Source organism: Acidovorax sp. SRB_24, assembly GCF_012931925.1.
In genome coordinates, this window is the sequence record NZ_MWOM01000064.1 from 1 (window position 1) to 21,399 (window position 21,399).

The following is a 21,399-nucleotide window of genomic DNA, read 5'->3' on the forward strand; positions in this document are numbered from 1 at the left end:
GATTGCCCATGCTCTCCCTGCTCACGTCCATCGTCATTGGTTGCGCCACCGGGCTGCTGGCATGGACGGCGAGCCGCACCAGATCCCAGTGGGGCTGGCCCGCGGCCGCGCTCGTGGGCGTGATCGGTGCCTTGCTGGCCGGCTACCTCGGTGTAGCGGTCGACTGGTACCGTCCCGGAACCCTGGGCGGCTCGGTCGCATCGCTGCTGGGCGCAATGGCCCTGCTGGCCGTTTACCGGTTTCTGCAGCGCAAGCTCTGACTGCTCACACGGTGTCGCGCATGGCCCGCTCTACTGCCAATCCAGCCGCCGACGGCGCCGTGCAAGCCGCCGTGCGGCGCGCCCACCGCCTGCTGCACCGCCGCGCGCTGATGGCCGCCGTCGCCAGCACCGTGCCGGTGCCCGGCCTGGACTGGGCCGTGGATGCAGCGCTGCTGTCGCACCTGCTGCCACGCATCAACGCTGAATTCGGCCTGTCGCCGCAGCAGCTCGACCAGCTCGATCCGCACAAGCGCGAGCAAGTGCAAAAAGCGGTGGCCATGGTCGGCTCGGTGCTGATTGGCAAGTTTGTGACCAAAGACCTGGTGCTCAAGGCCACCCAAGCGCTGGGCATGCGCATGACCGGCAGGCAGTTGGCCAAATACGTGCCCCTGGCCGGCCAGGCTGTGTCTGCGGCGTTGGGCTACGCGACGCTGCGCTACCTGGGCGAGCAGCACATCCAGGATTGTGTGCGGGTGGTGCAAGCGGCACAGCTGGCCCTGCCCGCCCCCGCCCGCTGACAAAAGAAAAAGGGTGGCCAAAGCCACCCTTGCGCACTAGCCACGGTGCCCCGAGGTCAACCCGCGTTCTTTGGCTTGCGGCGTGACGCACCTGCCAGGCCTGCGAGGGCCAGGCCCAACAACGCCAGAGAACCGGGCTCAGGTACCTGGATCGATTCGATTTTCACCACCATGTCCTGGAAGTCGTTGTCGGTGCCATCTTCAAACGCGAAGACCCAGTTGGTGGAAGCGCCGCCCTGGAAGGCCAGAACACGGGTGGCGCCGTCGCTGTTCAGACTGTCAATGGAATAGGCGATCCTTCCATCCCCGGTCTGAAAATAAAACCCAAAGCTGGACGGGTTGATCAGTGCGTTGGTGAAGACGCCGCAATTGATCTGCGTTCCGCACGCGCTCTGGGCGGAAATGCCGCCGCCGATGTACATCACACCATTGTCGATACCGATGCCCGCGGTGCTCATTTGGGACGTGGACGCACCCCCGACCGCACCGCCAAAGAACAGATCGACGCGATAGATATTGGACGAGTCGGTGCCAAACCACATGCCAAACTTTTGGCTCGCAGCGCCGCTGGTTTGCTCCATGACCAGCGTGGGGATGGTGGTGGCGACACCGGTGGCAGACCCCCACATGCCGGCGCTGCTTTGGTGGTTGGCCGCGCTCACGGCACCCGCACCAAACACACTGTCCAACACCGTCTGGAGCGGCTGCTCGCCTGGAGACGAGCCATTGATAGCCACCGGGCGCACATTGTTATTCACGATCGGCGCCGCGTGGATGGCTGCCGAAACAAGCGCTCCTGCAATGGCGGCTGCAAGGGGTCTGAATTTCATGGTCTGTCTCCCTGTAAGTAGATGCTGAAATTTCTGGATTCAACTTACATAGGCAAACACCGTGCCACACCATAAAATCAACCACTTACGCGAATAGCGTGGGAACTTTGTAAGAAATCTCGACGCTTTTACCCGCCAAAACTCACACCGCTTACCGCACCCCGCGCACTGGAAGCAGATGCAGCAAAATCCAACACCCCTGCCGAGCAACCCAATAGCTACCTCCACCCGTCAAAGGGGCGCTTGGTAAGCCAGCACCTTCAAAGCTTTTTGTGGCGACACGTCCGCAAACACCGCCGGATTCGGCACCCGTTCCACCAGCGCCAATTCCGGCACCAATTCCCGCATCTGGTCCTGCAGAAAATCCACGCCCAGTTCAGGCGCATTCAGGCACAGCAGCGCATGGCCGCCCGGCGCCAGCAGGTCGGGAAGCCGGCGCATCAGGCGGGCGTAGTCCTTGGTGGCAACAAAGCTGCCTTTCTGGTAGCTGGGCGGATCGACAATGACCAGGCCATACGGCCCGCCGCGGGTGATCTTGCCCCAGGTGCTGAAGATGTCGTGCGCGAGGAAGCTGGCACGGCCCGTCAGGCCATTGAGCTGGTGGTTCTGCTGGCCGATGGCAATGGCGCCGCGGCCCATGTCCACGTTGACCACGTGTTTCGCGCCCGCCTGCAGCGCCACCACCGAGAACGCGCAGGTGTAGGCAAACAGGTTGAGCACCTTGAGGCCGTAACGGCCGCCGCTGCGTGCGGCGGCATATTCGCGCACCCAGCGGCGGCCCTCGGCCATGTCGAGAAAGAGGCCGTGGTTCTGGCCCTTGAGCACATGCACGCGGAATTGCGCGCCCTGCTCGGTGACCACGTGCGGGTCGGGCACGCTGCCGGCCATCAGCCGCGTTTCGGTCAAGCCCTGTGTGCGCAGCTGCCCGTCGCGGCACTGGAACACCCAATTGAGCGGCTGCCCCGGCGCCAATTGTTCCCAGCGCGCGGCCAATGCGGCACCGATAGCGGACAGCTCACGTTCGGTTGATTCCGTAGCCGGCGCAAAACTGGTGAGCACGAAAACGGGCGGAAAGGCGTCGAGCACCCAGTGCTCGCAACCGGGATGCAAGCCACCACGGCCGTGGAAAATTCGGCAGGCGTCGGTCGGCAGGGGCATCTGGGCGATGGCGGTGAGTAAGGCTTGCATAGGAAAGAAAGGTTTGCGGGAAACGATCAAGGATTTCTGGGCTCAGGCCCTGGCGCTGCAGTTCAGGGCCTACCGTGTCTGCCGCGCGGTGGCAGCGTGCCATTTGCCGGGAATCTCTGTACGATTTGTGCTTTTACTGAGGAAGGCATGCCATGTTGTCCATCATTGGAACCATTGTTGTGGGCCTCATCGTCGGGTTGATTGCGCGCGCCGTGAAACCGGGCGACGACAAGCTCGGCTGGATCATGACCATCGTGCTCGGCATTGCGGGTTCGCTCGTGGCCGGTTATGCGGGCACGGCGATGGGCTGGTATGCACCAGGCACACCGGCCGGCTGGATCGCCTCGGTCCTCGGTGCGATCGTGCTGCTGGTGATCTACGGCTTCATCAAGAAGAGGGCGTAAACCAGCTGCTTGGCTGCCGCCCCTGCGCGGCGGTAGCGCGTCAAGACGCCGACGGATCAGTGACCGTCGGTTCGCCACCGGCAGCCTCTTCGGGGGCTTGGGCGCCCCACTGCGCCCAGTCTTCGCCAAACAGTTCCACAGGGTGCGGCGTGCGGTCCGAGCCGTTGCCGCAGCGCATGTCCTTGGCCAGACAATAAAGATCGCACCCCCAGCACACGCGCTCGGGATGCACGGGTGCATTGGGGAACTTCTTTGCCGCCATGGCCGGCTTTCAGTAAAAAAGGCGCTGCCTATTTCCGCGCCGGCGGCACGTCCGTGCAGCTGCCGTGCGCAATCTCGGCCGCCATGCCAATGCTCTCGCCGAGCGTCGGGTGCGGATGGATCGTTTTGCCGATGTCCACCGCATCGGCGCCCATCTCGATCGCCAGGGCAATCTCGCCAATCATGTCGCCCGCGTGCGTGCCGACCATGCCGCCGCCGAGGATCTTGCCGTGTCCATGGGCCTCGTCGCTGTCGTCGAACAGCAGCTTGGTGAAGCCTTCGTCGCGGCCATTGGCGATCGCGCGGCCCGAGGCCGTCCAGGGGAACAGGCCCTTCTTGACTTTGATGCCCTGCGCCTTGGCCTGGTCCTCGGTCAAGCCGACCCAGGCGACCTCGGGGTCGGTGTAGGCGACGCTGGGGATCACGCGGGCGTTGAAGGCGGCCGCGGCCAACTCCTTGTTGCCCTGCAGCTCGCCGGCGATCACTTCGGCCGCGACGTGCGCCTCGTGCACCGCCTTGTGCGCCAGCATGGGCTGGCCCACGATGTCGCCGATGGCGAAGATGTGCGCCACGTTGGTGCGCATCTGGATGTCGACCTCGATGAAGCCCCGGTCGGTGACGGCCACCCCCGCCTTGTCGGCGGCGATCTTCTTGCCGTTGGGCGTGCGGCCCACGGCCTGCAGCACCAGGTCGTAGACCTGCGGCGCGGGGGCGGTGCCGCCCGGCTCGGCGCTTTCAAACGCCACCTCGATACCTTCGGGCAGCGCGCGCGCGCCCACCGTCTTGGTCTTGAGCATGATGTTGTCGAAGCGCGGCGCGTTCATCTTCTGCCAGACCTTGACGAGGTCACGGTCGGCGCCCTGCATCAGGCCGTCGAGCATCTCGACCACATCGAGGCGCGCGCCCAGCGTGGAGTACACCGTGCCCATTTCGAGGCCGATGATGCCGCCGCCCAGGATCAGCATGCGCTTGGGGACTTCGGTGAGTTCCAGCGCGCCGGTCGAATCGACCACGCGCGGATCGTCGGGCATGAAGGGCAGGCGCACGGCCTGGCTGCCCGCGGCAATGATGGCTTTCTTGAAGGCGATGACCTTCTTGGTGCCGGTCTTGTCCTGGCCCGTGCCGGTGGTCTCTTCGACCTCGACATGGTGGGCGCCGACGAAGGCGCCGTAGCCGCGCACGGTCGTGACCTTGCGCATCTTGGCCATGGCCGCCAGGCCGCCGGTGAGCTTGCCAATCACCTTTTCCTTGTGGCCGCGCAGCTTGTCGATGTCGAGGCTGGGCGCGCCGAAGCTCACGCCCAGGTCGGCCATGTGGCTCACCTCGTCCATGACGGAGGCCACGTGCAGCAGCGCCTTCGAGGGAATGCAGCCCACGTTCAGGCACACGCCACCCAGCGTGGCATAGCGCTCGACGAGGACGACCTTCAGGCCCAGGTCGGCCGCGCGGAAGGCGGCGCTGTAGCCACCGGGGCCGGCGCCGAGCACGAGCACGTCGCATTCGAGGTCGGCCGTGCCGGCAAACTCGGCCGCTCCTGGAATAGGAGCAGCTGGCACTGGCGAAACCTTGGTTTCAGCCGGATTTGATACTGAAACGCTGGATGGACCTGCGCCGGCAGCTACAGATGCAGGAGCAGGAGCAGCCACCGGCGCGGGCGCTGCGGCATCGGCCGCCGCCTCGAGCGTCAGCAGCACGCTGCCTTCGGCGATCTTGTCGCCGAGCTGCACCTGGACCGTCTGCACCACACCGGCGTGGCTGGAGGGAATTTCCATCGAGGCCTTGTCCGACTCCACCGTGACCAGGCTCTGGTCCACGGCCACGGTGTCGCCGGGCTTGACCATCAGTTCAATGACCGTGACCTCGGCAAAGTCGCCAATGTTCGGAACCTTGATTTCAATGCTTGCCATCGTGCTGCTCCTTTACAGCAGGATGCGGCGGTAGTCCGCCAGCACCTGACCGAGGTAGGCGTTGAAGCGCGCGGCCGAGGCCCCGTCGATCACGCGGTGGTCGTAGGACAGCGACAGCGGCAGCACGAGGCGCGGGACAAACTTTTCCTTGTCCTCGTTCCACAGAGGCTTCATGGCGCCGCGCGAGAGGCCCAGGATGGCGACTTCGGGGGCGTTGATGATGGGCGTGAAATGCGTGCCGCCAATGCCGCCGAGCGAGGAGATCGACATGCAGCCGCCCTGCATGTCGGCCGCGCCGAGCTTGCCCTCGCGCGCCTTCTTGGCCAGTTCCGACATTTCCTGGCTGATCTGCAGGATGCCCTTCCGGTCGGCGTCCTTGAGCACCGGCACGACCAGCCCGTTGGGCGTGTCGGCGGCAAAGCCGATGTTGAAGTACTGCTTGTAAACCAGCGCGTCGCCGTCGAGGCTGGCATTGAAGTCGGGGAACTTCTTGAGCGCCGCCACCACGGCCTTGATGACGAAGGCCAGCATGGTGACCTTGGTGCCGCTCTTCTCGTTTTCCTTGTTGGTGGAGACGCGGAAGGCTTCGAGCTCGGTGATGTCGGCCTCGTCGTTGTTCGTGACGTGGGGGATCATCACCCAGTTGCGGTGCAGGTTGGCGCCGCTGATCTTCTTGATGCGGGAGAGCTCCTTGCGCTCGATGGCGCCGAACTTGGCAAAGTCCACCTTGGGCCAGGGCAGCAGGTCCAGGCCTGCGCCGCCACCGCTGGCGGCAGCGGCCTTGGGTGCGACTGCGGCCTGGGCCCGGGTCTGCACGCTGCCGACCATGACGGACTGGGTGAAGGCCTGCACATCGGTTTCGGTGATCCGGCCCTTGGGGCCACTGCCCTGCACTTCGGCCAGCGGCACGCCGAGTTCACGGGCAAACTTGCGCACCGAGGGCGATGCGTGTGGCAGCGCGCCCGTGGGTGCCACGGTGGGGTTGTGTGCCGGCACGGCGGCCTGCGGAGCCGAAGGCGTGGCAGCGGACTGGGGCGCTGCGGCCGGGGCCGCAGCAGGCGCTATGGCAGCGGCCACGGCCGCCGGAGCCGGCGCAGCGGCGGGTGCCGCGGCAGCGCCCACGCCTTCGATCTGGCCGACCATATCGCCGATGTTGACCTTGTCGCCCACTTTGATGCTGAGCGCCTTGAGCACGCCCGCGGCCGGCGATGGGATTTCCATCGAGGCCTTGTCGGACTCCACGGTGAACAGCGATTGCTCCAGGGCCACGGTGTCGCCGACCTTGACGAGCATCTCGATCACGGTGACATCCTTGAAATCACCGATGTCGGGGATGCGCAGATCCACCGTGCTCGCGGCGGCCGGCGTTGCCGGAGCAGGCGCTGCAGCGGGCGCAGGCGAAGGTGCCGCCACGGCGGGTGCCGCAACCGGTGCAGCCGCTGCGGGCGCCGGTGCGGGCGCTGCCGCGTCGGCGGTTTCCAGCACCACGATGACCGAGCCCTGCTTGATCTTGTCGCCCAGGGCCACGCGCAGCTCCTTGACCACGCCCGCGTGGCTGGACGGAATCTCCATCGAGGCCTTGTCGGACTCCACAGTGACCAGCGACTGCTCTGCCTTGATCGTGTCGCCCGGCTGGACCAGCACTTCGATCACGGCCACTTCGTCAAAGTCGCCGATGTCGGGAACTTGAATATCTACCATTGCCATAGTTGTCTCCCGTTCGTCTTCAGGCGTGCAGCGGGTTGATCTTGTCGGTGGCGATACCGTACTTGGCAATCGCTTCGGCCACCTTGGTCACCGGCACCTGGCCCCCATCGGCCAGTGCGCGCAGTGCCGCCAGCACAATGTAATGGCGGTCGATCTCAAAGTGCTCGCGCAGCTTGCGGCGGAAGTCCGAGCGGCCAAAGCCGTCCGTGCCCAGCACCTTGTAGTGGCGGCCCTTGGGCATGTAGGGGCGGATCTGCTCTGCATAGGCCTTCATGTAGTCGGTCGATGCGATCACGGGGCCGGTGCTCTTGGCGAGCTGCTCGGTCACGAACGGCACGCGCGGGGCTTCCAGCGGGTGCAGCAGGTTCCAGCGCTCCACCTCCTGGCCGTCGCGGGTCAGTTCGTTGAACGACGGGCAGCTCCACACATCGGCGGCAATGCCCCAGTCCTTTTCGAGCAGTTCTTGCGCGAAGAATGACTCGCGCAGGATGGTGCCCGAGCCGAGCAGCTGCACGCGCAGGCCGCTTTGCGGCACCTTCTGGCCAGGCTTGCACAGGTACATGCCCTTGATGATCTGCTCTTCCGTGCCGGCTTCGAGGCCCGGCATTGGGTAGTTCTCGTTGAGCAGCGTGATGTAGTAGAAGACGTTTTCCTGCTCCTGCACCATGCGGCGCATGCCGTCGTGCATGATCACCGCCACTTCGTGGGCGAAGGTCGGGTCGTAGGTCACGCAGTTGGGGATGGTGTTGGCCAGGATGTGGCTGTGGCCGTCTTCGTGCTGCAGCCCTTCGCCATTGAGCGTGGTGCGGCCCGAGGTGCCGCCGAGCAGGAAGCCGCGCGCCTGCATGTCGCCCGCCGCCCAGGCCAGGTCGCCGACGCGCTGGAAGCCGAACATCGAGTAGTACACGTAGAACGGGATCATGATCCGGTTGCTCGTGCTGTAGCTCGTGGCCGCCGCGATCCAGCTGCTCATGCCGCCGGCTTCGTTGATGCCTTCCTGCAGGATCTGGCCGGCCTTGTCCTCGCGATAGTACATGACCTGGTCTTTGTCGACCGGGGTGTACTGCTGGCCCGCAGGGTTGTAGATGCCGATCTGGCGGAACAAGCCTTCCATGCCAAAGGTGCGCGCTTCGTCGACCAGGATCGGTACGACACGCGGACCCAGTTCCTTGTCGCGCAGTAGTTGCGTGAGAAAGCGCACATAGGCCTGCGTGGTCGAGATCTCGCGGCCCTCGGGGGTCGGGTCGAGGATGGCCTTGAAAGTGTCGAGCGGCGGCACATTGAACTGCTCGTCGGCCTTGGTGCGGCGGTGCGGCAGGTAGCCACCCAGGGCCTGGCGGCGCTCATGCAGATAGCGCATCTCGGGCGTGTCGTCGGCCGGCTTGTAGAACGGCAGGTCGGCGATCTGGCTGTCGGGGATCGGGATGTTGAAGCGGTCGCGGAAAGCCTTGATGTCCTCGTCGCCCAGCTTTTTGGTCTGGTGCACGGTGTTCTTGCCTTCACCGATCTTGCCCATGCCAAAGCCCTTGACGGTCTTGACCAGCAGCACGGTGGGCTGGCCCTTGGTCTCGTTGGCAGCGTGGAAGGCGGCATAGACCTTCTGCGCATCGTGGCCACCGCGGCGCAGGTTCCAGATCTCGTCGTCGCTCATGTGCTCGACCATCTTCAACGTGCGCGGATCGCGGCCGAAGAAGTTCTTGCGGACGTAGGCGCCGTCGTTGGCCTTGAACGCCTGGTAGTCGCCGTCGTTGCACTCCATCATGATCTTGCGCAGCGCACCGTCCTTGTCCTTGGCGAGCAGATCGTCCCAGCGGCTGCCCCAGATCAGCTTGATCACGTTCCAGCCCGAGCCGCGGAATTCGCCTTCGAGCTCCTGGATGATCTTGCCGTTGCCGCGCACCGGGCCGTCCAGGCGCTGCAGGTTGCAGTTGATGACGAAGATCAGGTTGTCGAGCTTCTCGCGCGAAGCCAGGCTGATCGCGCCCAGCGATTCGACCTCGTCCATCTCGCCGTCGCCGCAGAACACCCAGACCTTGCGGTTCTCGGTGTTGGCAATGCCGCGCGCGTGCAGGTACTTGAGGAAGCGCGCCTGGTAGATGGCCATCAGCGGGCCGAGGCCCATGGACACCGTCGGAAACTGCCAGAACTCGGGCATGAGCTTGGGGTGCGGGTAGCTCGACAGGCCCTTGCCATCGACCTCCTGGCGGAAGTTGTTCAGCTGCTCTTCGGTGAGGCGCCCTTCCATGTAGGCGCGGGCATAGATGCCGGGCGAGACGTGGCCCTGGATGTAGAGACAGTCACCGCCGTGCTCTTTGCCAGGTTCGTTGCTCTCGGCGTGCCAGAAATGGTTGAAGCCGGCCGCGAACATGTTGGCCAGCGAGGCGAAGGAGCCGATGTGGCCGCCCAGGTCGCCGCCTTCGGGCGGGTGGATGCGGTTGGCCCTGACCACCATCGCCATGGCGTTCCAGCGCATATAGGCGCGCAGGCGCCCTTCGAGCTCCAGGTTGCCAGGGCAGCGCGCTTCCTGGTCTTTTTCGATGGTGTTCACATAGCCCGTGTTGGCAGAGAACGGCATGTCGATGCTGCTTTGGCGCGCGTGCTCGAGCAGCTGTTCGAGCAGGAAATGGGCGCGTTCTGCGCCTTCCTTGTCGATCACGGCGGACAGCGCATCCATCCACTCTCGGGTCTCTTGCTGGTCGGCGTCGGGGGCTGGCAATGCGCCGCTGCCGGCGCGAGGATCGGGCTGTGCTGACATGGTTTGTCTCCTGGAGATATAGACCGCAATTTAGTGCGTGCCGCCAAGTTTCTCATATTTTTTTCTTATTTCAAATTATGCTTTTAGATTTCATAATACGATAAATTGCTGCAAACGCACATTTTCCGCACCATCGCGGTGCACCCTGCGCTCCCCTACACTCGGCCCATGCACTCGCCCTCTCTCGCCCCCGCGCCATCGCGCACTGCCGCGCTCGCGCGCTCGTGGCGCGCATGGTGGCGCAGTCTCTCGCCCACGCGTCAGGACCGCTTTGCCGCGCTGGCTCCGCTGGCGGCCGTGCTGCTGTTCATGGCGGCCATCGTGGCGGCTTTCTGGTATCTGCGCATGGAGGAAGGCGAGCGCGAGCAGGAGGCGCTGCGCCGCGATGTGGAGTACGCACAGCAGCGCGTGCGCCTGCGCCTGCTCGAGCGCCAGGAACAGATCATGCGCATTGCACGCGATCTGTCGAACCAGGAGCTGGAGCGCCCCCAGTTCGACCAGCGCGCAGAGGCCCTGATCAGCCAGTACCCCGAGCTCCAGGCCATAACCTGGATCGATGCGCGCGGCCACATCCGTGCCAGCCACGCAGCGCCCACACTCTCGGGCGGCCAGATGCGCGTGCCCGGCGAGGTGCTGAAGAAAGGCGACACCGCCGACGCCTTCGACCTCACGCGCGACCTGCAGCAGCCGGTCTATGTGCAACCCGCCGCCGGCAGTGGCGAGCCCACGCCTTTGCTGCAGCTGCAGGTGCCACTCAATGTGCAGGGCAAGTTTGGCGGCGTGGTATTGGGCGAGTATTCCATCGACAGCCTGCTGCGCTACGGCACTCCCACCGAGGTACTGGCGCGCTATGCCGTGACGCTGCTCGACGCGCAGCACCAGGTGCTCGCCGGCACGCCGCTGGCGCCTCGCAGCGCCACCATGCCCTGGCAGCCCTGGAGCAAGCGCGCCAACGAATACGAAGTGCCCGTCTCGCCCGTGGGCAACGGCTTGGTGCTGCGGGCCCAGGCGTACCGCACCTCGCTGGGCGTGGTCGGCAGCGGCTTGTTCTGGCTGGTGGTCACGCTCAGCACCATGACGGCGTGGATGCTGATTGCCACCTGGCGCCACACACGCCGGCGCATGCAGGCGCAGATGGCCCTGGTGGCAGAAACCAATTTCCGCCGCGCCATGGAAAACTCGGTGCTCACCGGCATGCGCGCGCTCGACCTGCAGGGCCGCATCACCTACGTGAACGCAGCGTTCTGCCAGATGACAGGCTGGAGCGAGGCCGAACTGGTGGGCCAGACACCGCCGTTCCCCTACTGGCCCGACGCCGACCTGGACACGCTGCACGCGCGCCTGCAGGACGAGCTCAACGGCAAGACCGTGTCCGGGGGCTTCCAGGTGCGGGTGCGGCGCAAGAACGGCGCCATCTTCGATGCCCGGCTCTACGTCTCTCCGCTGATCGACGCGCGCGGCCAGCAGACCGGGTGGATGACCTCGATGACCGACATCACCGAGCCCAACCGCATCCGCGAGCAACTCTCGGCATCGCATGAGCGCTTCACCATCGTGCTCGAAGCGCTTGACGCCTCGGTCTCGGTGGCCCCCCTGGGCAGCGAAGAGCTGCTGTTCGCCAACAAACTCTACCGCCAGTGGTTTGGCTCACAGACCGACGGACACCTGCAGCTCGTGGCCCAGGCCGGCGTGCTGCCTGCCAAGAACGCCGGCAGCGACAGCGCAGACGGCGAAGACGGGCTCATGGGGCTGCCCACCGACACCCTGACCAGCGCCCACACCGAGAACGCCGAAATCTTCTTGCCCGAACTGGGCAAGTGGCTGGAAGTGCGCTCGCGCTACCTCAGCTGGGTCGACGGGCGCCTGGCCCAGATGGTGATTGCCACCGACATCACGCCCCGGCGCCAGGCCGAGGAGCAGACCGCCCGGCAAACCGAGCGCGCGCAGTCGGTCAGCCGCCTGATCACCATGGGCGAGATGGCATCGAGCGTGGCGCACGAGCTCAACCAACCGCTCACCGCCATCAACAACTACTGCAACGGCATCGTCTCGCGTATCCACAGCGGCCAGATCACGCAGGAGGCCCTGCTCGCGGCGCTGGAGAAAACCTCGCACCAGGCGCAGCGCGCCGGGCAGATCATCCAGCGCATCCGGGACTTCGTGAAGAAGAGCGAGCCCAACCGCACGCTGGCCGATGTCTCCAGCATGGTCGGCGAAGCGCTGGAGCTGGCGGACATCGAACTGCGTCGCCACAACGTGCGCCTGACGCACTATGTCGCGGCACGGCTGCCGCAGGTCATGGCCGACTCCATCCTGATCGAACAGGTGCTGATCAACCTCATGAAGAACGGCGCCGAATCGATTGCCCAGGCACGCCGCACGCCGGCAAGGCGCAGCGTGGAACTGCGTGTCGTGCCCAAGCAGATCGAGGGCCAGCAGGTGGTCGAGTTTTCGGTGCAGGACACCGGCCAGGGACTGGCGCAGGAAGTGCTCGAGCGCCTGTTCGAAGCCTTTTTCTCGACCAAGCAGGAAGGCATGGGCATGGGCCTCAATTTGTGCCGCAGCATTGTCGAATCCCACCAGGGGAGAATGCAGGCGGAGAACATCTACAATGGTTCCGAAGTCACGGGCTGCAGGTTCTCTTTTTGGCTTCCGCTTGCTGCGCCTGACAACGATGCTACGAATTCTGTAGCTAATGTACATCCCCCGAGGACAATTGCATGAGCTTGATTCCGAAAAAAGGCACTGTGTATGTGGTCGACGACGACGAAGCCGTGCGCGATTCGTTGCAGTGGCTGCTCGAAGGCAAGGATTACCGGGTGCGCTGTTTTGATTCGGCGGAATCCTTTCTCTCACGCTACGACCCGCGCGAAGTTGCCTGCCTGATCGTCGACATCCGCATGGGTGGCATGACGGGTCTGGAGCTGCAAGACCGCCTGATCGAACGCAAGTCCCCTCTGCCCATCGTCTTCATCACGGGCCACGGCGACGTGCCCATGGCCGTGAACACCATGAAGAAGGGCGCACTCGACTTCATCCAGAAACCGTTCAACGAAGAAGAGCTGATTGCCCTGGTGGAGCGCATGCTCGACCATGCGCGCGAAGCCTTCACCGGCCACCAGCAGGCGGCCAGCCGCGATGCGCTGCTGTCCAAGCTGACGAGCCGCGAAGCGCAGGTCTTGGAACGCATCGTCGCCGGCCGCCTGAACAAGCAGATCGCCGACGACCTGGGCATCAGCATCAAGACCGTGGAGGCGCACCGCGCCAACATCATGGAAAAACTCGGCGCCAACACCGTCGCCGACCTGCTCAAGATTGCGCTCGGCCAAACCACCGCCAAAGCCTGACCGCTACACTTTCAATAGCTTCTAGCGCTTACTACATAAGCGCTAGAGGCTTTTTTCATTGATATTTGACCATGACAGCCCAAACGATAGACGGCAACGCCCTTTCCCGCCAACTGCGCACCGACGTCGCCCAACGCGCCGCCACCCTGAAGGCCCGCGGCGTCACGCCTGGCCTGGCCGTGGTGCTGGTCGGCGACAACCCGGCCTCGCAGGTCTATGTGCGCAATAAGGTCAAGGCGTGCGAGGACAGCGGCCTGCACTCGGTGCTCGAGAAGTACGGCGCCGACATGACCGAGGCTGCGCTGCTGGCACGCGTCGAAGCGCTCAACAACGACCCGTCCATCCACGGCATCCTGGTGCAACTGCCCCTGCCCAAGCACATCGATGCGCAAAAGGTGATTGAAGCCATCTCGCCCGCCAAGGACGTGGACGGCTTCCACATCGCCAGCGCCGGAGCGCTGATGACCGGCATGCCAGGTTTTTGGCCCTGCACCCCATACGGCTGCATGAAGATGCTCGAATCCATTGGCTACGACCTGCGCGGCAAGCACGCGGTCGTCATCGGACGCAGCAACATCGTGGGCAAGCCGATGGCGCTCATGCTGCTGGCCCAAAACGCCACCGTCACCATCTGCCACAGCGCCACGCAGGACCTCAAGGCGCAGACCCTGCAGGCCGACGTGATCGTCGCCGCGGTGGGCAAGCGCAACGTGCTCACGGCCGACATGGTCAAGTCCGGCGCCGTCGTCATCGACGTCGGCATGAACCGCAACGACGAAGGCAAACTCTGCGGCGACGTGGACTTTGACGGCGTCAAGAACGTGGCGGGCCACATCACCCCCGTGCCCGGCGGCGTCGGCCCCATGACCATCACCATGCTGCTGGTCAATACCCTCGAAGCGGCAGAGCGCGCCGCCGGCGCCTGACACACCTCCCGCGCCCCTACCACCTTGAACCGCCCCCAGGCGACGCCATCTAAGCCCGCATGAGCAATCCCCTCCTCGACTTCTCCGCCCTGCCCGCATTCGACCGCATTGCCCCCAGTGACGTGGCGCCCGCCATGGACGCGCTGCTGGCGCGCGCCAGCCAGGCGCTCGAAACCGTCACGGCGCCCGCGTTTCCCGCGCGCTGGGACGACATCGCGCGCGTGCTGGACGTGGCCACCGAACAGCTGGGCCGCTCCTGGGGCGTGGTGAGCCACCTCAACAGCGTGGCCGACACGCCCGAGCTGCGCGCGGCCTACAACGAGGCGCTGCCGCGTGTGACCGAGTTCTGGACACGCCTGGGCGCCGACGAGCGGCTCTACGCCAAGTACAAGGCCATCGACCCGGCCGGGCTCAACACCGAACAGCGCCAGGCGCTCAAGAACGCAGTGCGCAACTTCGTGCTGTCGGGCGCCGAGCTGCAAGGCGCTGCCAAGGAGCGCTTTGCGCAGATCCAGGAGCGCCAGGCCGAGCTGCAGCAGAAGTTCAGCGAAAACGCGCTCGATGCGACCGACGCATACGCCTACTACGCCCGTGCCGACGAGCTCGACGGCGTACCCTCCGACGTCCAGCAGACCGCGCAGGCCGCCGCGCGCGCCGAGGGCAAGGACGGCTTCAAGCTCACGCTCAAGATGCCTTGCTATCTGCCGGTGATGCAGTTTGCCCGCAGCAGCGCGCTGCGCGAGACGCTGTACCGCGCCTACGTCACGCGCGCCTCCGACCAGGCCGCGGGCGAGGCCGTGAAATACGACAACACGGCCCTGATCCAGGAAATTTTGGCGCTGCGCCAGGAAGAGGCGCACCTGCTGGGCTACGCCAATTTCGGCGAGGTGTCCGTCGTGCCCAAGATGGCCGAGTCGGCCGACGAGGTGATCGCCTTCCTGCGCGACCTGGCGCACCGCGCCCGGCCCTACGCCGAAAAGGACGTGGCCGACCTGCGCGCCTTTGCCGCGGAGAGCCTGGGCCTGGGCGACCCGCAGGCCTGGGACTGGCCCTACGTTGCCGAGAAGCTCAAGGAAGCGCGTTACGCCTTCAGCGAGCAGGAGGTCAAACAGTACTTCACCGCCCCCAAGGTGCTGGCGGGGCTGTTCAAGATCGTCGAGACACTGTTCGAGGTGGCCATTCGCCCGGATGACGCGGCGGTCTGGAATCCCGCCGTGGCGTTCTACCGCATTGAGCGGGCCGGGCAGCTGGTGGGCCAGTTCTACCTCGACCAGCCTGCACGCACCGGCAAACGCGGCGGCGCGTGGATGGACGACATGCGCACGCGCTGGCTGCGACCCGACACCGGCGAGCTGCAGACGCCGGTCGCGCACCTGGTCTGCAACTTTGCCGGCGGCGTCGATGGCAAGCCGGCGCTGCTCACGCACGACGACGTCATCACCCTGTTCCATGAGTTCGGCCACGGGCTGCACCACATGCTCACGCAAGTGAACGAGCGCGACGTGTCGGGCATTGGCGGCGTCGAATGGGACGCGGTTGAACTGCCCAGCCAGTTCATGGAAAATTTCTGCTGGGAATGGGACGTGCTCAAGCACATGAGCGCGCACGTGGACACGGGCGAGCCGCTGCCGCGCACCCTGTTCGACAAGATGATGGCGGCCAAGAACTTCCAGAGCGGCATGGGCACGCTGCGCCAGATCGAATTCGCGCTGTTCGACATGCTGCTGCACACTTCGCACGATCCGGCGCACGACTTCATGCCGCTGCTGGCGCAGGTGCGCCAGGAGGTGTCCGTGCTGCAGCCCCCGGCCTTCAGCCGCACAGCGCACACCTTCAGCCACATTTTTGCGGGCGGTTATGCGGCCGGCTACTACAGCTACAAATGGGCCGAGGTGCTGAGCGCCGATGCCTATGCCGCGTTCGAGGAAACCGTCGGCCCCGACGGATCGCCCTGCCAGGAGACGGGGCGGCGCTACCGCCAGGCCATCCTGGAGGCCGGCGGCAGCCGCCCGGCCATGGAATCGTTCAAGGCCTTCCGCGGCCGCGAGCCCAACCTGGAGGCGCTGTTGCGCCACCAGGGCATGGCCTGAGCACGCCTTGCACCTTCACCCACTGCGCTGAACGTTCTGGAGATTGAGCATGCCCCTGCCCCGCCCCTTCCTTGCCCTGGCCACCCTGCTGTGCACTCTGGCCTGGGCCGGCCCGGGACAGGCCCAGCCGGTCTACCGCATCGTCGGGCCGGACGGCAAGGTGACCTTTTCCGACCGCGCGCCGGGCAACGACGCGGAGCCCGCCCGGGCCGGGCGGGCCGGCGCCGCACCAGAGGCCGGTCAGGCCACTGCCCTGCCCTACGAGCTGCGCCAGATCGCCACGCGCTTTCCGGTCACGCTGTACACGGGCGCCGACTGCACGCCGTGCGCCAGCGCGCGCAATCTGCTAGTCCAGCGCGGCGTGCCCTTCACCGAGCGCACCGTGGCCAGCAACGAAGACATCGACGCCCTGCAGCGCCTCAGTGGCGGCTCCAGCCTGCCCTTTGGCACCATCGGGGGCCAGCAGCTGACGGGTTTTTCGGACAGTGAATGGACGCAGTACCTGGATGCGGCCGGCTACCCCAAGCAGTCGCAGCTGCCCCCCCAGTACCGCCGAGCCGCGCCCACCCCTCTGGTGGCCATCCAACGCACGCCATCCCCTGCTCCCGCAACGGCGGCAGCCCCTGGCAATGCGCCGCCTGCCGTCCGCCAGGAACCGGCAGTGCCGCGCGGGCCGACGCCGCCCAACCCTGCGGGCATCCGCTTCTGAGGCACCGGCGCTCCACGCTACGTCCCCAAGCCGGCAATTCTCGCCGCGCAAACGCTCAATAGGCCAGCGTTTGCACCCCGTGCGCCGTGCCCAAAAGGCACACCGACGCCTTCTGGTGCGCAAAGATTCCTACGCAAACCACGCCGGGCCACTGGTTCACCTCGGACTCCAAGGCCAGGGGATCGGTGATCGACAGCCCTGTCACGTCCAGGATGTGCTGGCCGTTGTCGGTCACCAGCGGCGCCCCGTCCTTCAGGCGCAATGTGGCATGGCCGCCGAGCGCGGCAAACCGGCGGGCGATGTGCCGAGCCGCCATTGGAATGACCTCCACCGGCAGGGGAAACTTTCCAAGCACGGCAACGCGCTTGGACTCGTCCGCGATGCAAACAAAGCGCTGGGCGAGCGCGGCCACGATTTTTTCGCGCGTCAGCGCCGCGCCGCCGCCCTTGACCATGAAGCCGTGGTCATCGATCTCGTCGGCACCATCGACGTACACCGCCAGTTGCTCCACTTCGTTGGCATCCACCACGTCGATTCCCAGGGCGCGCAGGCGATCGGTGCTGGCGACCGAACTGGAAACGGCTGCGCGGACCTGGTCCTTGATGCCAGCCAGTGCGTCGATGAACTTGTTGACTGTGGAGCCGGTGCCGACGCCCACGATGTCGCCGGGCACGATATAGCGCAAGGCAGCCTGGCCGACTTGGGCCTTGAGTTCGTCTTGGGTCAGGGGGGAGGAGGTCGTCATGGGCGAGAATAAGAAGGTTAGCCCTGAATTATCCCCATGTCCCTGATTCCCTACGCCCTCACCCGCCCGTTTTTGTTTGGCATGGATGCCGAAGCGGCCCACGATCTCACCATGGACATGCTGGCCCGCGGTCAGGGCACGCCCCTGCAGTGGGCCTGGTGCCATGACACCGTGGACGACCCCGTCGAACTGGCGGGCCTGACATTTCCCAACCGCGTCGGCATGGCCGCCGGGCTGGACAAGAACGCACGCTGCATTGACGCACTCAGCGCCATGGGATTCGGTTTTGTCGAGGTCGGTACCGTGACGCCCCAGCCACAGCCCGGCAATCCCAAGCCGCGCATGTTCCGCCTGCCCGAGGCACGGGCGCTGGTCAATCGGCTGGGCTTCAACAACGATGGGCTCGAAGCGTTCGTGCACAACGTCCAGCGCGCCCGATTTCGCTCGCAACAACGGGCCCACCCCATGCTGCTGGGTCTGAATATCGGCAAGAACGCCAGCACGCCGATGGAAGAAGCCAGGAACGACTACCTGAGTTGCCTGGACGGTGTCTACCCGCACGCCGACTATGTGACCGTCAACATCAGTTCGCCCAACACGCAGAACCTGCGCACGCTGCAAAGCGACGCCGCCCTCGACGCGCTGCTGGGCGCGATTGCCGAGCGGCGCGAAGTGCTGGCACGCCAGCATGCGGGCACCGGCGGCAAGGAAAAGCGCGTGCCCATCTTTGTGAAGATCGCCCCGGACCTCGAGGAGGCCCAGGTCGCCGTCATTGCCAGCGCGCTCGAGCGCCACGGCATGGACGGCGTCATCGCCACCAACACCACCATACGCCGCGACGCCGTGCAAGGCCTGTGCCATGCGCAAGAGGCGGGAGGACTGAGCGGCGCCCCGGTCCTGGAGGCCAGCAACCAGGTCATACGCCAGCTGCGCGCGGCCCTGGGCAGCCGCTACCCCATCATCGGTGTGGGCGGCATCATGAGCGCGGAAGATGCCGTGGCCAAGGTGCGGGCGGGCGCAGACGTGGTGCAGATTTATACGGGGTTGATCTACGAAGGCCCTGCACTCCCCAGCCGCGTCGCACGCGCTCTCAAGACCATGGCCTGACGTCCGCCCGGGCCTGCGGACTGCCGCGCAACGCGGTTTGCCTTCGATCCGCGGCGCTCCTGAAGCACTTTTTTCCTGCCTTCCAGGCTAGCGCAAGCGCGTTAGCAACGGCAGCACGACACCGGCCCATGCCACGAGCCGCTTGGGTCCGAGCACCAAGGCCAGACCGGCCAAGGCGGCCAGTGCGGCCGGATGCTGCTTGGCAAACACCGCAACGCGCAAAGGCAAAGGCGCATCCGCGCCCAGCCCTCCCTCGGCCTTGCGCATCGCCAAGAACTGCTCGCGCCGCGCACGCCGTGCGCGCAGGCGTTCGCGTTGCGCGGCCATGCGCTCGATGATGCGTTGCTGCGCGGGCGTGGGAACAGGCAGATTCTTGTCAGAGAAAGATTCAGACTTGCTCACAGCTGCTCCTTGATGTCGTGCCAATCCTGGGCCAGTTCGCGGCGCGTGAGCGCAAACGCGCCCCCGGCCGCGTGCACCGTGGCCCACAGCGCCACCAGCGCACCAAGCCACAGCGCAAGCCACACGCCCGCGACGCTCCATGTCGCCACGGTGCGGTGCGGTGTGTCCCAGAACTGAACCACGAGCGCGAGCGACAGCAGCACCAAGGCCACCACCGTCAAGCCTGCGATCGCCAGCGCCAGCAGCACGGTGTTGCGCAGTCGGCGCTTGTGTTCTCGCCACTCCAACTGCGCCAGCTCCAGGCGGTCTTCTGCAGCCAGGGCGCCCTCCATGACAGCGGCACGCCAGCGTGCGACCATGGCCTCCAGACCAAGCAGGGAAATCCAGTTCATGCACGTCCTCCTGTCAGAGACCGGGCGGCCTGCGCAGCCGCCCACACAAGTTCAACGGCGCGACAGCAGGAAGCCGACCAGCGCGCCAACGGCGAGAGCGGCCCCGGCCACGCGCCACGGCTCGTCGTGTGCATAGCGGTCTGCCGCACGGGCGGCCTCCTTGGCTTGGCGCGCGGCCTCTTGCGCAGCTTCCACCGCGGCATCGCGCACGTTGTGCATGCCATCGTCCATGCGCTGGCGCAGGAGCTTGATCTGGGGGATGCTGTCGAGATCTCGGCTGGACAGCAACCCACGCAAATCGGAAACCAGTTTCTCAAGTTCGCTTTGGGTGGAAGAAATGGTGTCGGAAGCAGAGGTCGTCATATCAGCCTTTCGTTGTGTGAAAAACAGGAATCGATAGCGCGCAGCCTCGTGGCGGTGCTGCAGAACCCATCTTAGCGAGCTGTTCGGGCGCCAGGTACCCAAAGAGCGCATGGCGGTGCTTTTTGAGCCCCTGTCCGACAAATTCACGGCATCTTCGCTACCTGCTCCGCGATGGCCAGCGCGCTGGTCAGGCCTGGCGACTCGATGCCAAACAGGTTGACGAGCCCGCGCACGCCATGGTCGCGCTCCCCCTGGATCACGAAATCGGCGGCCGGTGCACCAGGGCCACTGAGCTTGGGCCGCATGCCGGCATAGCCCGGCACCAAGCTGCCTGCGCGCAGGCCGGGCCAGTACCGGCGCACTTCGCTGTAGAAGGCATCGCCCCGGGCCGGGTCCACGGTCAGGTCGTCGGGCGCCTCGACCCACTGCACATCGGGGCCGAACTTGGCCTGGCCGCCCAAGTCCAGCGTCAGGTGCACGCCCAGGCCAGCGGCTTCGGGCACCGGGTAAACAAGGCGGCTGAAAGGCGCCGTGCCGCTGAGGGTGAAGTAGCTGCCCTTGGCGTAATAGGGCGTGGGGACATGCCGTGGATCCAGCCCCTCGAAGCGCCGCGCCAGCAGCGGCGCCGCCAACCCGGTGGCATTGACAACGGTGCGTGCCTGCAGCTGCGTGCCATCCTCCGCTATCAACAAAATAGCATCTTGCGCGCACCGGGCATGGGCCAGAGGTGAATTCAATGCCACAAGCCCGCCCGCATGCTCCAGGTCGGCCTGCAGCGCCAGCATCAGGGCGTGGCTGTCGACGATGCCGGTGCTGGGCGAATGCAGCGCCGCCACGCACTCCAGGGCAGGCTCCAGCGCCCGCGCGGCATCGCGGTCGAGCCATTGCAAATCCACCACACCATTGGCGGCCGCGCGCGCGACGATGCCGTGCAGCTGCGCCAGCTGCTCGGCGCGGGTGGCCACGATCAGCTTGCCGCAGCGGCGGTAAGGAATGCCGCGCGCAGCGCAGTAGCCGTACAGCATCTCGCGGCCCTGCACGCACAGGCGCGACTTGAGCGACCCCTCGGGATAGTAGATGCCCGCATGGATGACCTCGCTGTTGCGCGAACTGGTGCCTGTGCCGATGGCCGGCGCGGCCTCCAGCACGATGACCTCGCGGCCACGCAGCGCCAGGGCGCGCGCAACCGCCAGGCCCACCACCCCTGCGCCGATGACGGCGCAATCCACGGAATCTGTCATTAGTAAGCTCCTGCAAGAGACCAGGGCGCCGGCCCTGGTGCGCCCGCACCGCGCAAGGTGCGGGTCGTCGCCGCCGTCCCGCAGTGCATTGTCTGTACCAATGCACGGCACCCCACGGACCCGACGTGCAAAAGGCAAAAAAAAAGACCAGCCACTGATGGCCGGTCTTTCGTTTTTGGTGGGCGATACATGGATCGAACATGTGACCCCTGCCGTGTGAAGGCAGTGCTCTACCGCTGAGCTAATC

The 21,399-nt window shown here is 65.7% G+C and carries 20 protein-coding genes; 9 read left to right on the plus strand and 11 right to left on the minus strand.

The features are described from left to right. Together B2J89_RS17225 and B2J89_RS17230 are read left to right on the plus strand one after the other, a co-directional pair. On the plus strand, positions 1-260 hold a 260-nt coding region (locus B2J89_RS17225), incomplete at its 5' end, for a GlsB/YeaQ/YmgE family stress response membrane protein (protein WP_169170237.1). Positions 261-280: 20 nt separating this feature from the next. Continuing rightward, positions 281-778: a hypothetical protein gene (locus tag B2J89_RS17230; protein WP_169170236.1), complete on the plus strand. Its 498-nt coding sequence runs from the start codon at positions 281-283 to the stop codon at positions 776-778. Between the two features lie 56 nt (positions 779-834). Here the strand turns inward: B2J89_RS17230 and B2J89_RS17235 are convergent, their stop codons facing one another. Together B2J89_RS17235 and B2J89_RS17240 are read right to left on the minus strand one after the other, a co-directional pair. Continuing rightward, positions 835-1,608, minus strand: a complete 774-nt coding sequence (locus B2J89_RS17235) for a DUF4114 domain-containing protein (RefSeq protein WP_169170238.1) — start codon at positions 1,606-1,608, stop codon at positions 835-837. 231 nt (positions 1,609-1,839) lie between these two features. Next, positions 1,840-2,796: a class I SAM-dependent methyltransferase gene (locus tag B2J89_RS17240; protein WP_169170239.1), complete on the minus strand. Its 957-nt coding sequence runs from the start codon at positions 2,794-2,796 to the stop codon at positions 1,840-1,842. A 152-nt stretch (positions 2,797-2,948) separates the two neighbouring features. Here B2J89_RS17240 and B2J89_RS17245 point away from each other — a divergent pair, with 152 nt between their 5' ends. Continuing rightward, entirely contained in the window at positions 2,949-3,200 is a 252-nt protein-coding gene (locus B2J89_RS17245) for a GlsB/YeaQ/YmgE family stress response membrane protein (RefSeq protein WP_169170240.1), read from the plus strand. A 40-nt stretch (positions 3,201-3,240) separates the two neighbouring features. Here B2J89_RS17245 and B2J89_RS17250 read toward each other — a convergent pair whose 3' ends face one another. From B2J89_RS17250 to aceE, 4 genes are read right to left on the minus strand one after another with little or no spacing between them, the layout of a single operon-like run. Further along, positions 3,241-3,462 carry a DUF3079 domain-containing protein gene (locus B2J89_RS17250; RefSeq protein ID WP_169170241.1) on the minus strand — a complete coding sequence of 74 codons (222 nt, stop codon included), beginning with the start codon at positions 3,460-3,462 and terminating at the stop codon, positions 3,241-3,243. A 28-nt stretch (positions 3,463-3,490) separates the two neighbouring features. Next, positions 3,491-5,368: a dihydrolipoyl dehydrogenase gene (gene lpdA, locus B2J89_RS17255; RefSeq protein ID WP_169168575.1), complete on the minus strand. Its 1,878-nt coding sequence runs from the start codon at positions 5,366-5,368 to the stop codon at positions 3,491-3,493. Positions 5,369-5,380: 12 nt separating this feature from the next. Then, positions 5,381-7,075 (minus strand): dihydrolipoyllysine-residue acetyltransferase, encoded by a 1,695-nt coding sequence (gene aceF / locus B2J89_RS17260; RefSeq protein ID WP_169168574.1) that lies wholly within the window; start codon positions 7,073-7,075, stop codon positions 5,381-5,383. 19 nt (positions 7,076-7,094) lie between these two features. Next, positions 7,095-9,830: a pyruvate dehydrogenase (acetyl-transferring), homodimeric type gene (gene aceE, locus B2J89_RS17265; protein ID WP_169168573.1), complete on the minus strand. Its 2,736-nt coding sequence runs from the start codon at positions 9,828-9,830 to the stop codon at positions 7,095-7,097. Positions 9,831-9,998: 168 nt separating this feature from the next. Between aceE and B2J89_RS17270 the strand changes: the two genes are divergently transcribed. The 5 genes from B2J89_RS17270 (at position 9,999) to B2J89_RS17290 (ending at position 16,902) form a co-directional block, all read left to right on the plus strand. Further along, on the plus strand, positions 9,999-12,554 hold the full coding sequence (locus tag B2J89_RS17270; RefSeq protein ID WP_169168572.1) for a PAS domain S-box protein: 2,556 nt from the start codon (positions 9,999-10,001) through the stop codon (positions 12,552-12,554). Beyond that, positions 12,551-13,177 (plus strand): response regulator transcription factor, encoded by a 627-nt coding sequence (locus B2J89_RS17275; protein ID WP_169168571.1) that lies wholly within the window; start codon positions 12,551-12,553, stop codon positions 13,175-13,177. Before B2J89_RS17270 ends, B2J89_RS17275 begins: the two co-directional genes overlap by 4 nt. 71 nt (positions 13,178-13,248) lie before the next feature. Then, the gene (gene folD / locus B2J89_RS17280; RefSeq protein ID WP_169168570.1) at positions 13,249-14,103 is read left to right on the plus strand and encodes a bifunctional methylenetetrahydrofolate dehydrogenase/methenyltetrahydrofolate cyclohydrolase FolD; all 855 of its coding nucleotides are present in this window, start codon (positions 13,249-13,251) and stop codon (positions 14,101-14,103) included. 59 nt (positions 14,104-14,162) lie between these two features. Continuing rightward, entirely contained in the window at positions 14,163-16,193 is a 2,031-nt protein-coding gene (locus B2J89_RS17285) for a M3 family metallopeptidase (protein ID WP_169168569.1), read from the plus strand. 49 nt (positions 16,194-16,242) lie between these two features. Then, positions 16,243-16,902 carry a glutaredoxin family protein gene (locus B2J89_RS17290; RefSeq protein WP_169168568.1) on the plus strand — a complete coding sequence of 220 codons (660 nt, stop codon included), beginning with the start codon at positions 16,243-16,245 and terminating at the stop codon, positions 16,900-16,902. A 55-nt stretch (positions 16,903-16,957) separates the two neighbouring features. On the opposite strand, the gene rpiA is transcribed toward B2J89_RS17290, so the two are convergent. Continuing rightward, positions 16,958-17,647: a ribose-5-phosphate isomerase RpiA gene (gene rpiA, locus B2J89_RS17295; protein ID WP_169168567.1), complete on the minus strand. Its 690-nt coding sequence runs from the start codon at positions 17,645-17,647 to the stop codon at positions 16,958-16,960. A 36-nt stretch (positions 17,648-17,683) separates the two neighbouring features. Here rpiA and B2J89_RS17300 point away from each other — a divergent pair, with 36 nt between their 5' ends. After that, a complete protein-coding gene (locus B2J89_RS17300; protein WP_169168566.1) occupies positions 17,684-18,754 on the plus strand; it encodes a quinone-dependent dihydroorotate dehydrogenase in 1,071 nt (356 codons plus the stop codon). 87 nt (positions 18,755-18,841) lie between these two features. Here the strand turns inward: B2J89_RS17300 and B2J89_RS17305 are convergent, their stop codons facing one another. The 4 genes from B2J89_RS17305 to B2J89_RS17320 form a co-directional block, all read right to left on the minus strand. Further along, positions 18,842-19,156: a hypothetical protein gene (locus B2J89_RS17305; RefSeq protein ID WP_169168565.1), complete on the minus strand. Its 315-nt coding sequence runs from the start codon at positions 19,154-19,156 to the stop codon at positions 18,842-18,844. Then, positions 19,153-19,548 carry a phage holin family protein gene (locus B2J89_RS17310; protein ID WP_169168564.1) on the minus strand — a complete coding sequence of 132 codons (396 nt, stop codon included), beginning with the start codon at positions 19,546-19,548 and terminating at the stop codon, positions 19,153-19,155. The genes B2J89_RS17305 and B2J89_RS17310 overlap by 4 nt, the downstream gene beginning before the upstream one ends. Positions 19,549-19,599: 51 nt before the next feature. Continuing rightward, entirely contained in the window at positions 19,600-19,911 is a 312-nt protein-coding gene (locus B2J89_RS17315; RefSeq protein ID WP_169168580.1) for a DUF883 family protein, read from the minus strand. A 143-nt stretch (positions 19,912-20,054) separates the two neighbouring features. Further along, the gene (locus B2J89_RS17320) at positions 20,055-21,152 is read right to left on the minus strand and encodes an NAD(P)/FAD-dependent oxidoreductase (RefSeq protein ID WP_169168563.1); all 1,098 of its coding nucleotides are present in this window, start codon (positions 21,150-21,152) and stop codon (positions 20,055-20,057) included. Positions 21,153-21,399 lie beyond the last annotated feature (247 nt).

Coding starts and splice junctions, on each gene's coding strand:
- aceF (WP_169168574.1), bottom strand. CDS start 7,075: ATGGCAATGGTAGATATTCAAGTTCCCGACATCGGCGACTTTGACGAA.
- lpdA (WP_169168575.1), bottom strand. CDS start 5,368: ATGGCAAGCATTGAAATCAAGGTTCCGAACATTGGCGACTTTGCCGAG.
- B2J89_RS17240 (WP_169170239.1), bottom strand. CDS start 2,796: ATGCAAGCCTTACTCACCGCCATCGCCCAGATGCCCCTGCCGACCGAC.
- rpiA (WP_169168567.1), bottom strand. CDS start 17,647: ATGACGACCTCCTCCCCCCTGACCCAAGACGAACTCAAGGCCCAAGTC.
- B2J89_RS17315 (WP_169168580.1), bottom strand. CDS start 19,911: ATGACGACCTCTGCTTCCGACACCATTTCTTCCACCCAAAGCGAACTT.
- B2J89_RS17290 (WP_169168568.1), top strand. CDS start 16,243: ATGCCCCTGCCCCGCCCCTTCCTTGCCCTGGCCACCCTGCTGTGCACT.
- B2J89_RS17310 (WP_169168564.1), bottom strand. CDS start 19,548: ATGAACTGGATTTCCCTGCTTGGTCTGGAGGCCATGGTCGCACGCTGG.
- folD (WP_169168570.1), top strand. CDS start 13,249: ATGACAGCCCAAACGATAGACGGCAACGCCCTTTCCCGCCAACTGCGC.
- aceE (WP_169168573.1), bottom strand. CDS start 9,830: ATGTCAGCACAGCCCGATCCTCGCGCCGGCAGCGGCGCATTGCCAGCC.
- B2J89_RS17245 (WP_169170240.1), top strand. CDS start 2,949: ATGTTGTCCATCATTGGAACCATTGTTGTGGGCCTCATCGTCGGGTTG.
- B2J89_RS17300 (WP_169168566.1), top strand. CDS start 17,684: ATGTCCCTGATTCCCTACGCCCTCACCCGCCCGTTTTTGTTTGGCATG.
- B2J89_RS17235 (WP_169170238.1), bottom strand. CDS start 1,608: ATGAAATTCAGACCCCTTGCAGCCGCCATTGCAGGAGCGCTTGTTTCG.
- B2J89_RS17285 (WP_169168569.1), top strand. CDS start 14,163: ATGAGCAATCCCCTCCTCGACTTCTCCGCCCTGCCCGCATTCGACCGC.
- B2J89_RS17270 (WP_169168572.1), top strand. CDS start 9,999: ATGCACTCGCCCTCTCTCGCCCCCGCGCCATCGCGCACTGCCGCGCTC.
- B2J89_RS17230 (WP_169170236.1), top strand. CDS start 281: ATGGCCCGCTCTACTGCCAATCCAGCCGCCGACGGCGCCGTGCAAGCC.
- B2J89_RS17320 (WP_169168563.1), bottom strand. CDS start 21,152: ATGACAGATTCCGTGGATTGCGCCGTCATCGGCGCAGGGGTGGTGGGC.
- B2J89_RS17250 (WP_169170241.1), bottom strand. CDS start 3,462: ATGGCGGCAAAGAAGTTCCCCAATGCACCCGTGCATCCCGAGCGCGTG.
- B2J89_RS17275 (WP_169168571.1), top strand. CDS start 12,551: ATGAGCTTGATTCCGAAAAAAGGCACTGTGTATGTGGTCGACGACGAC.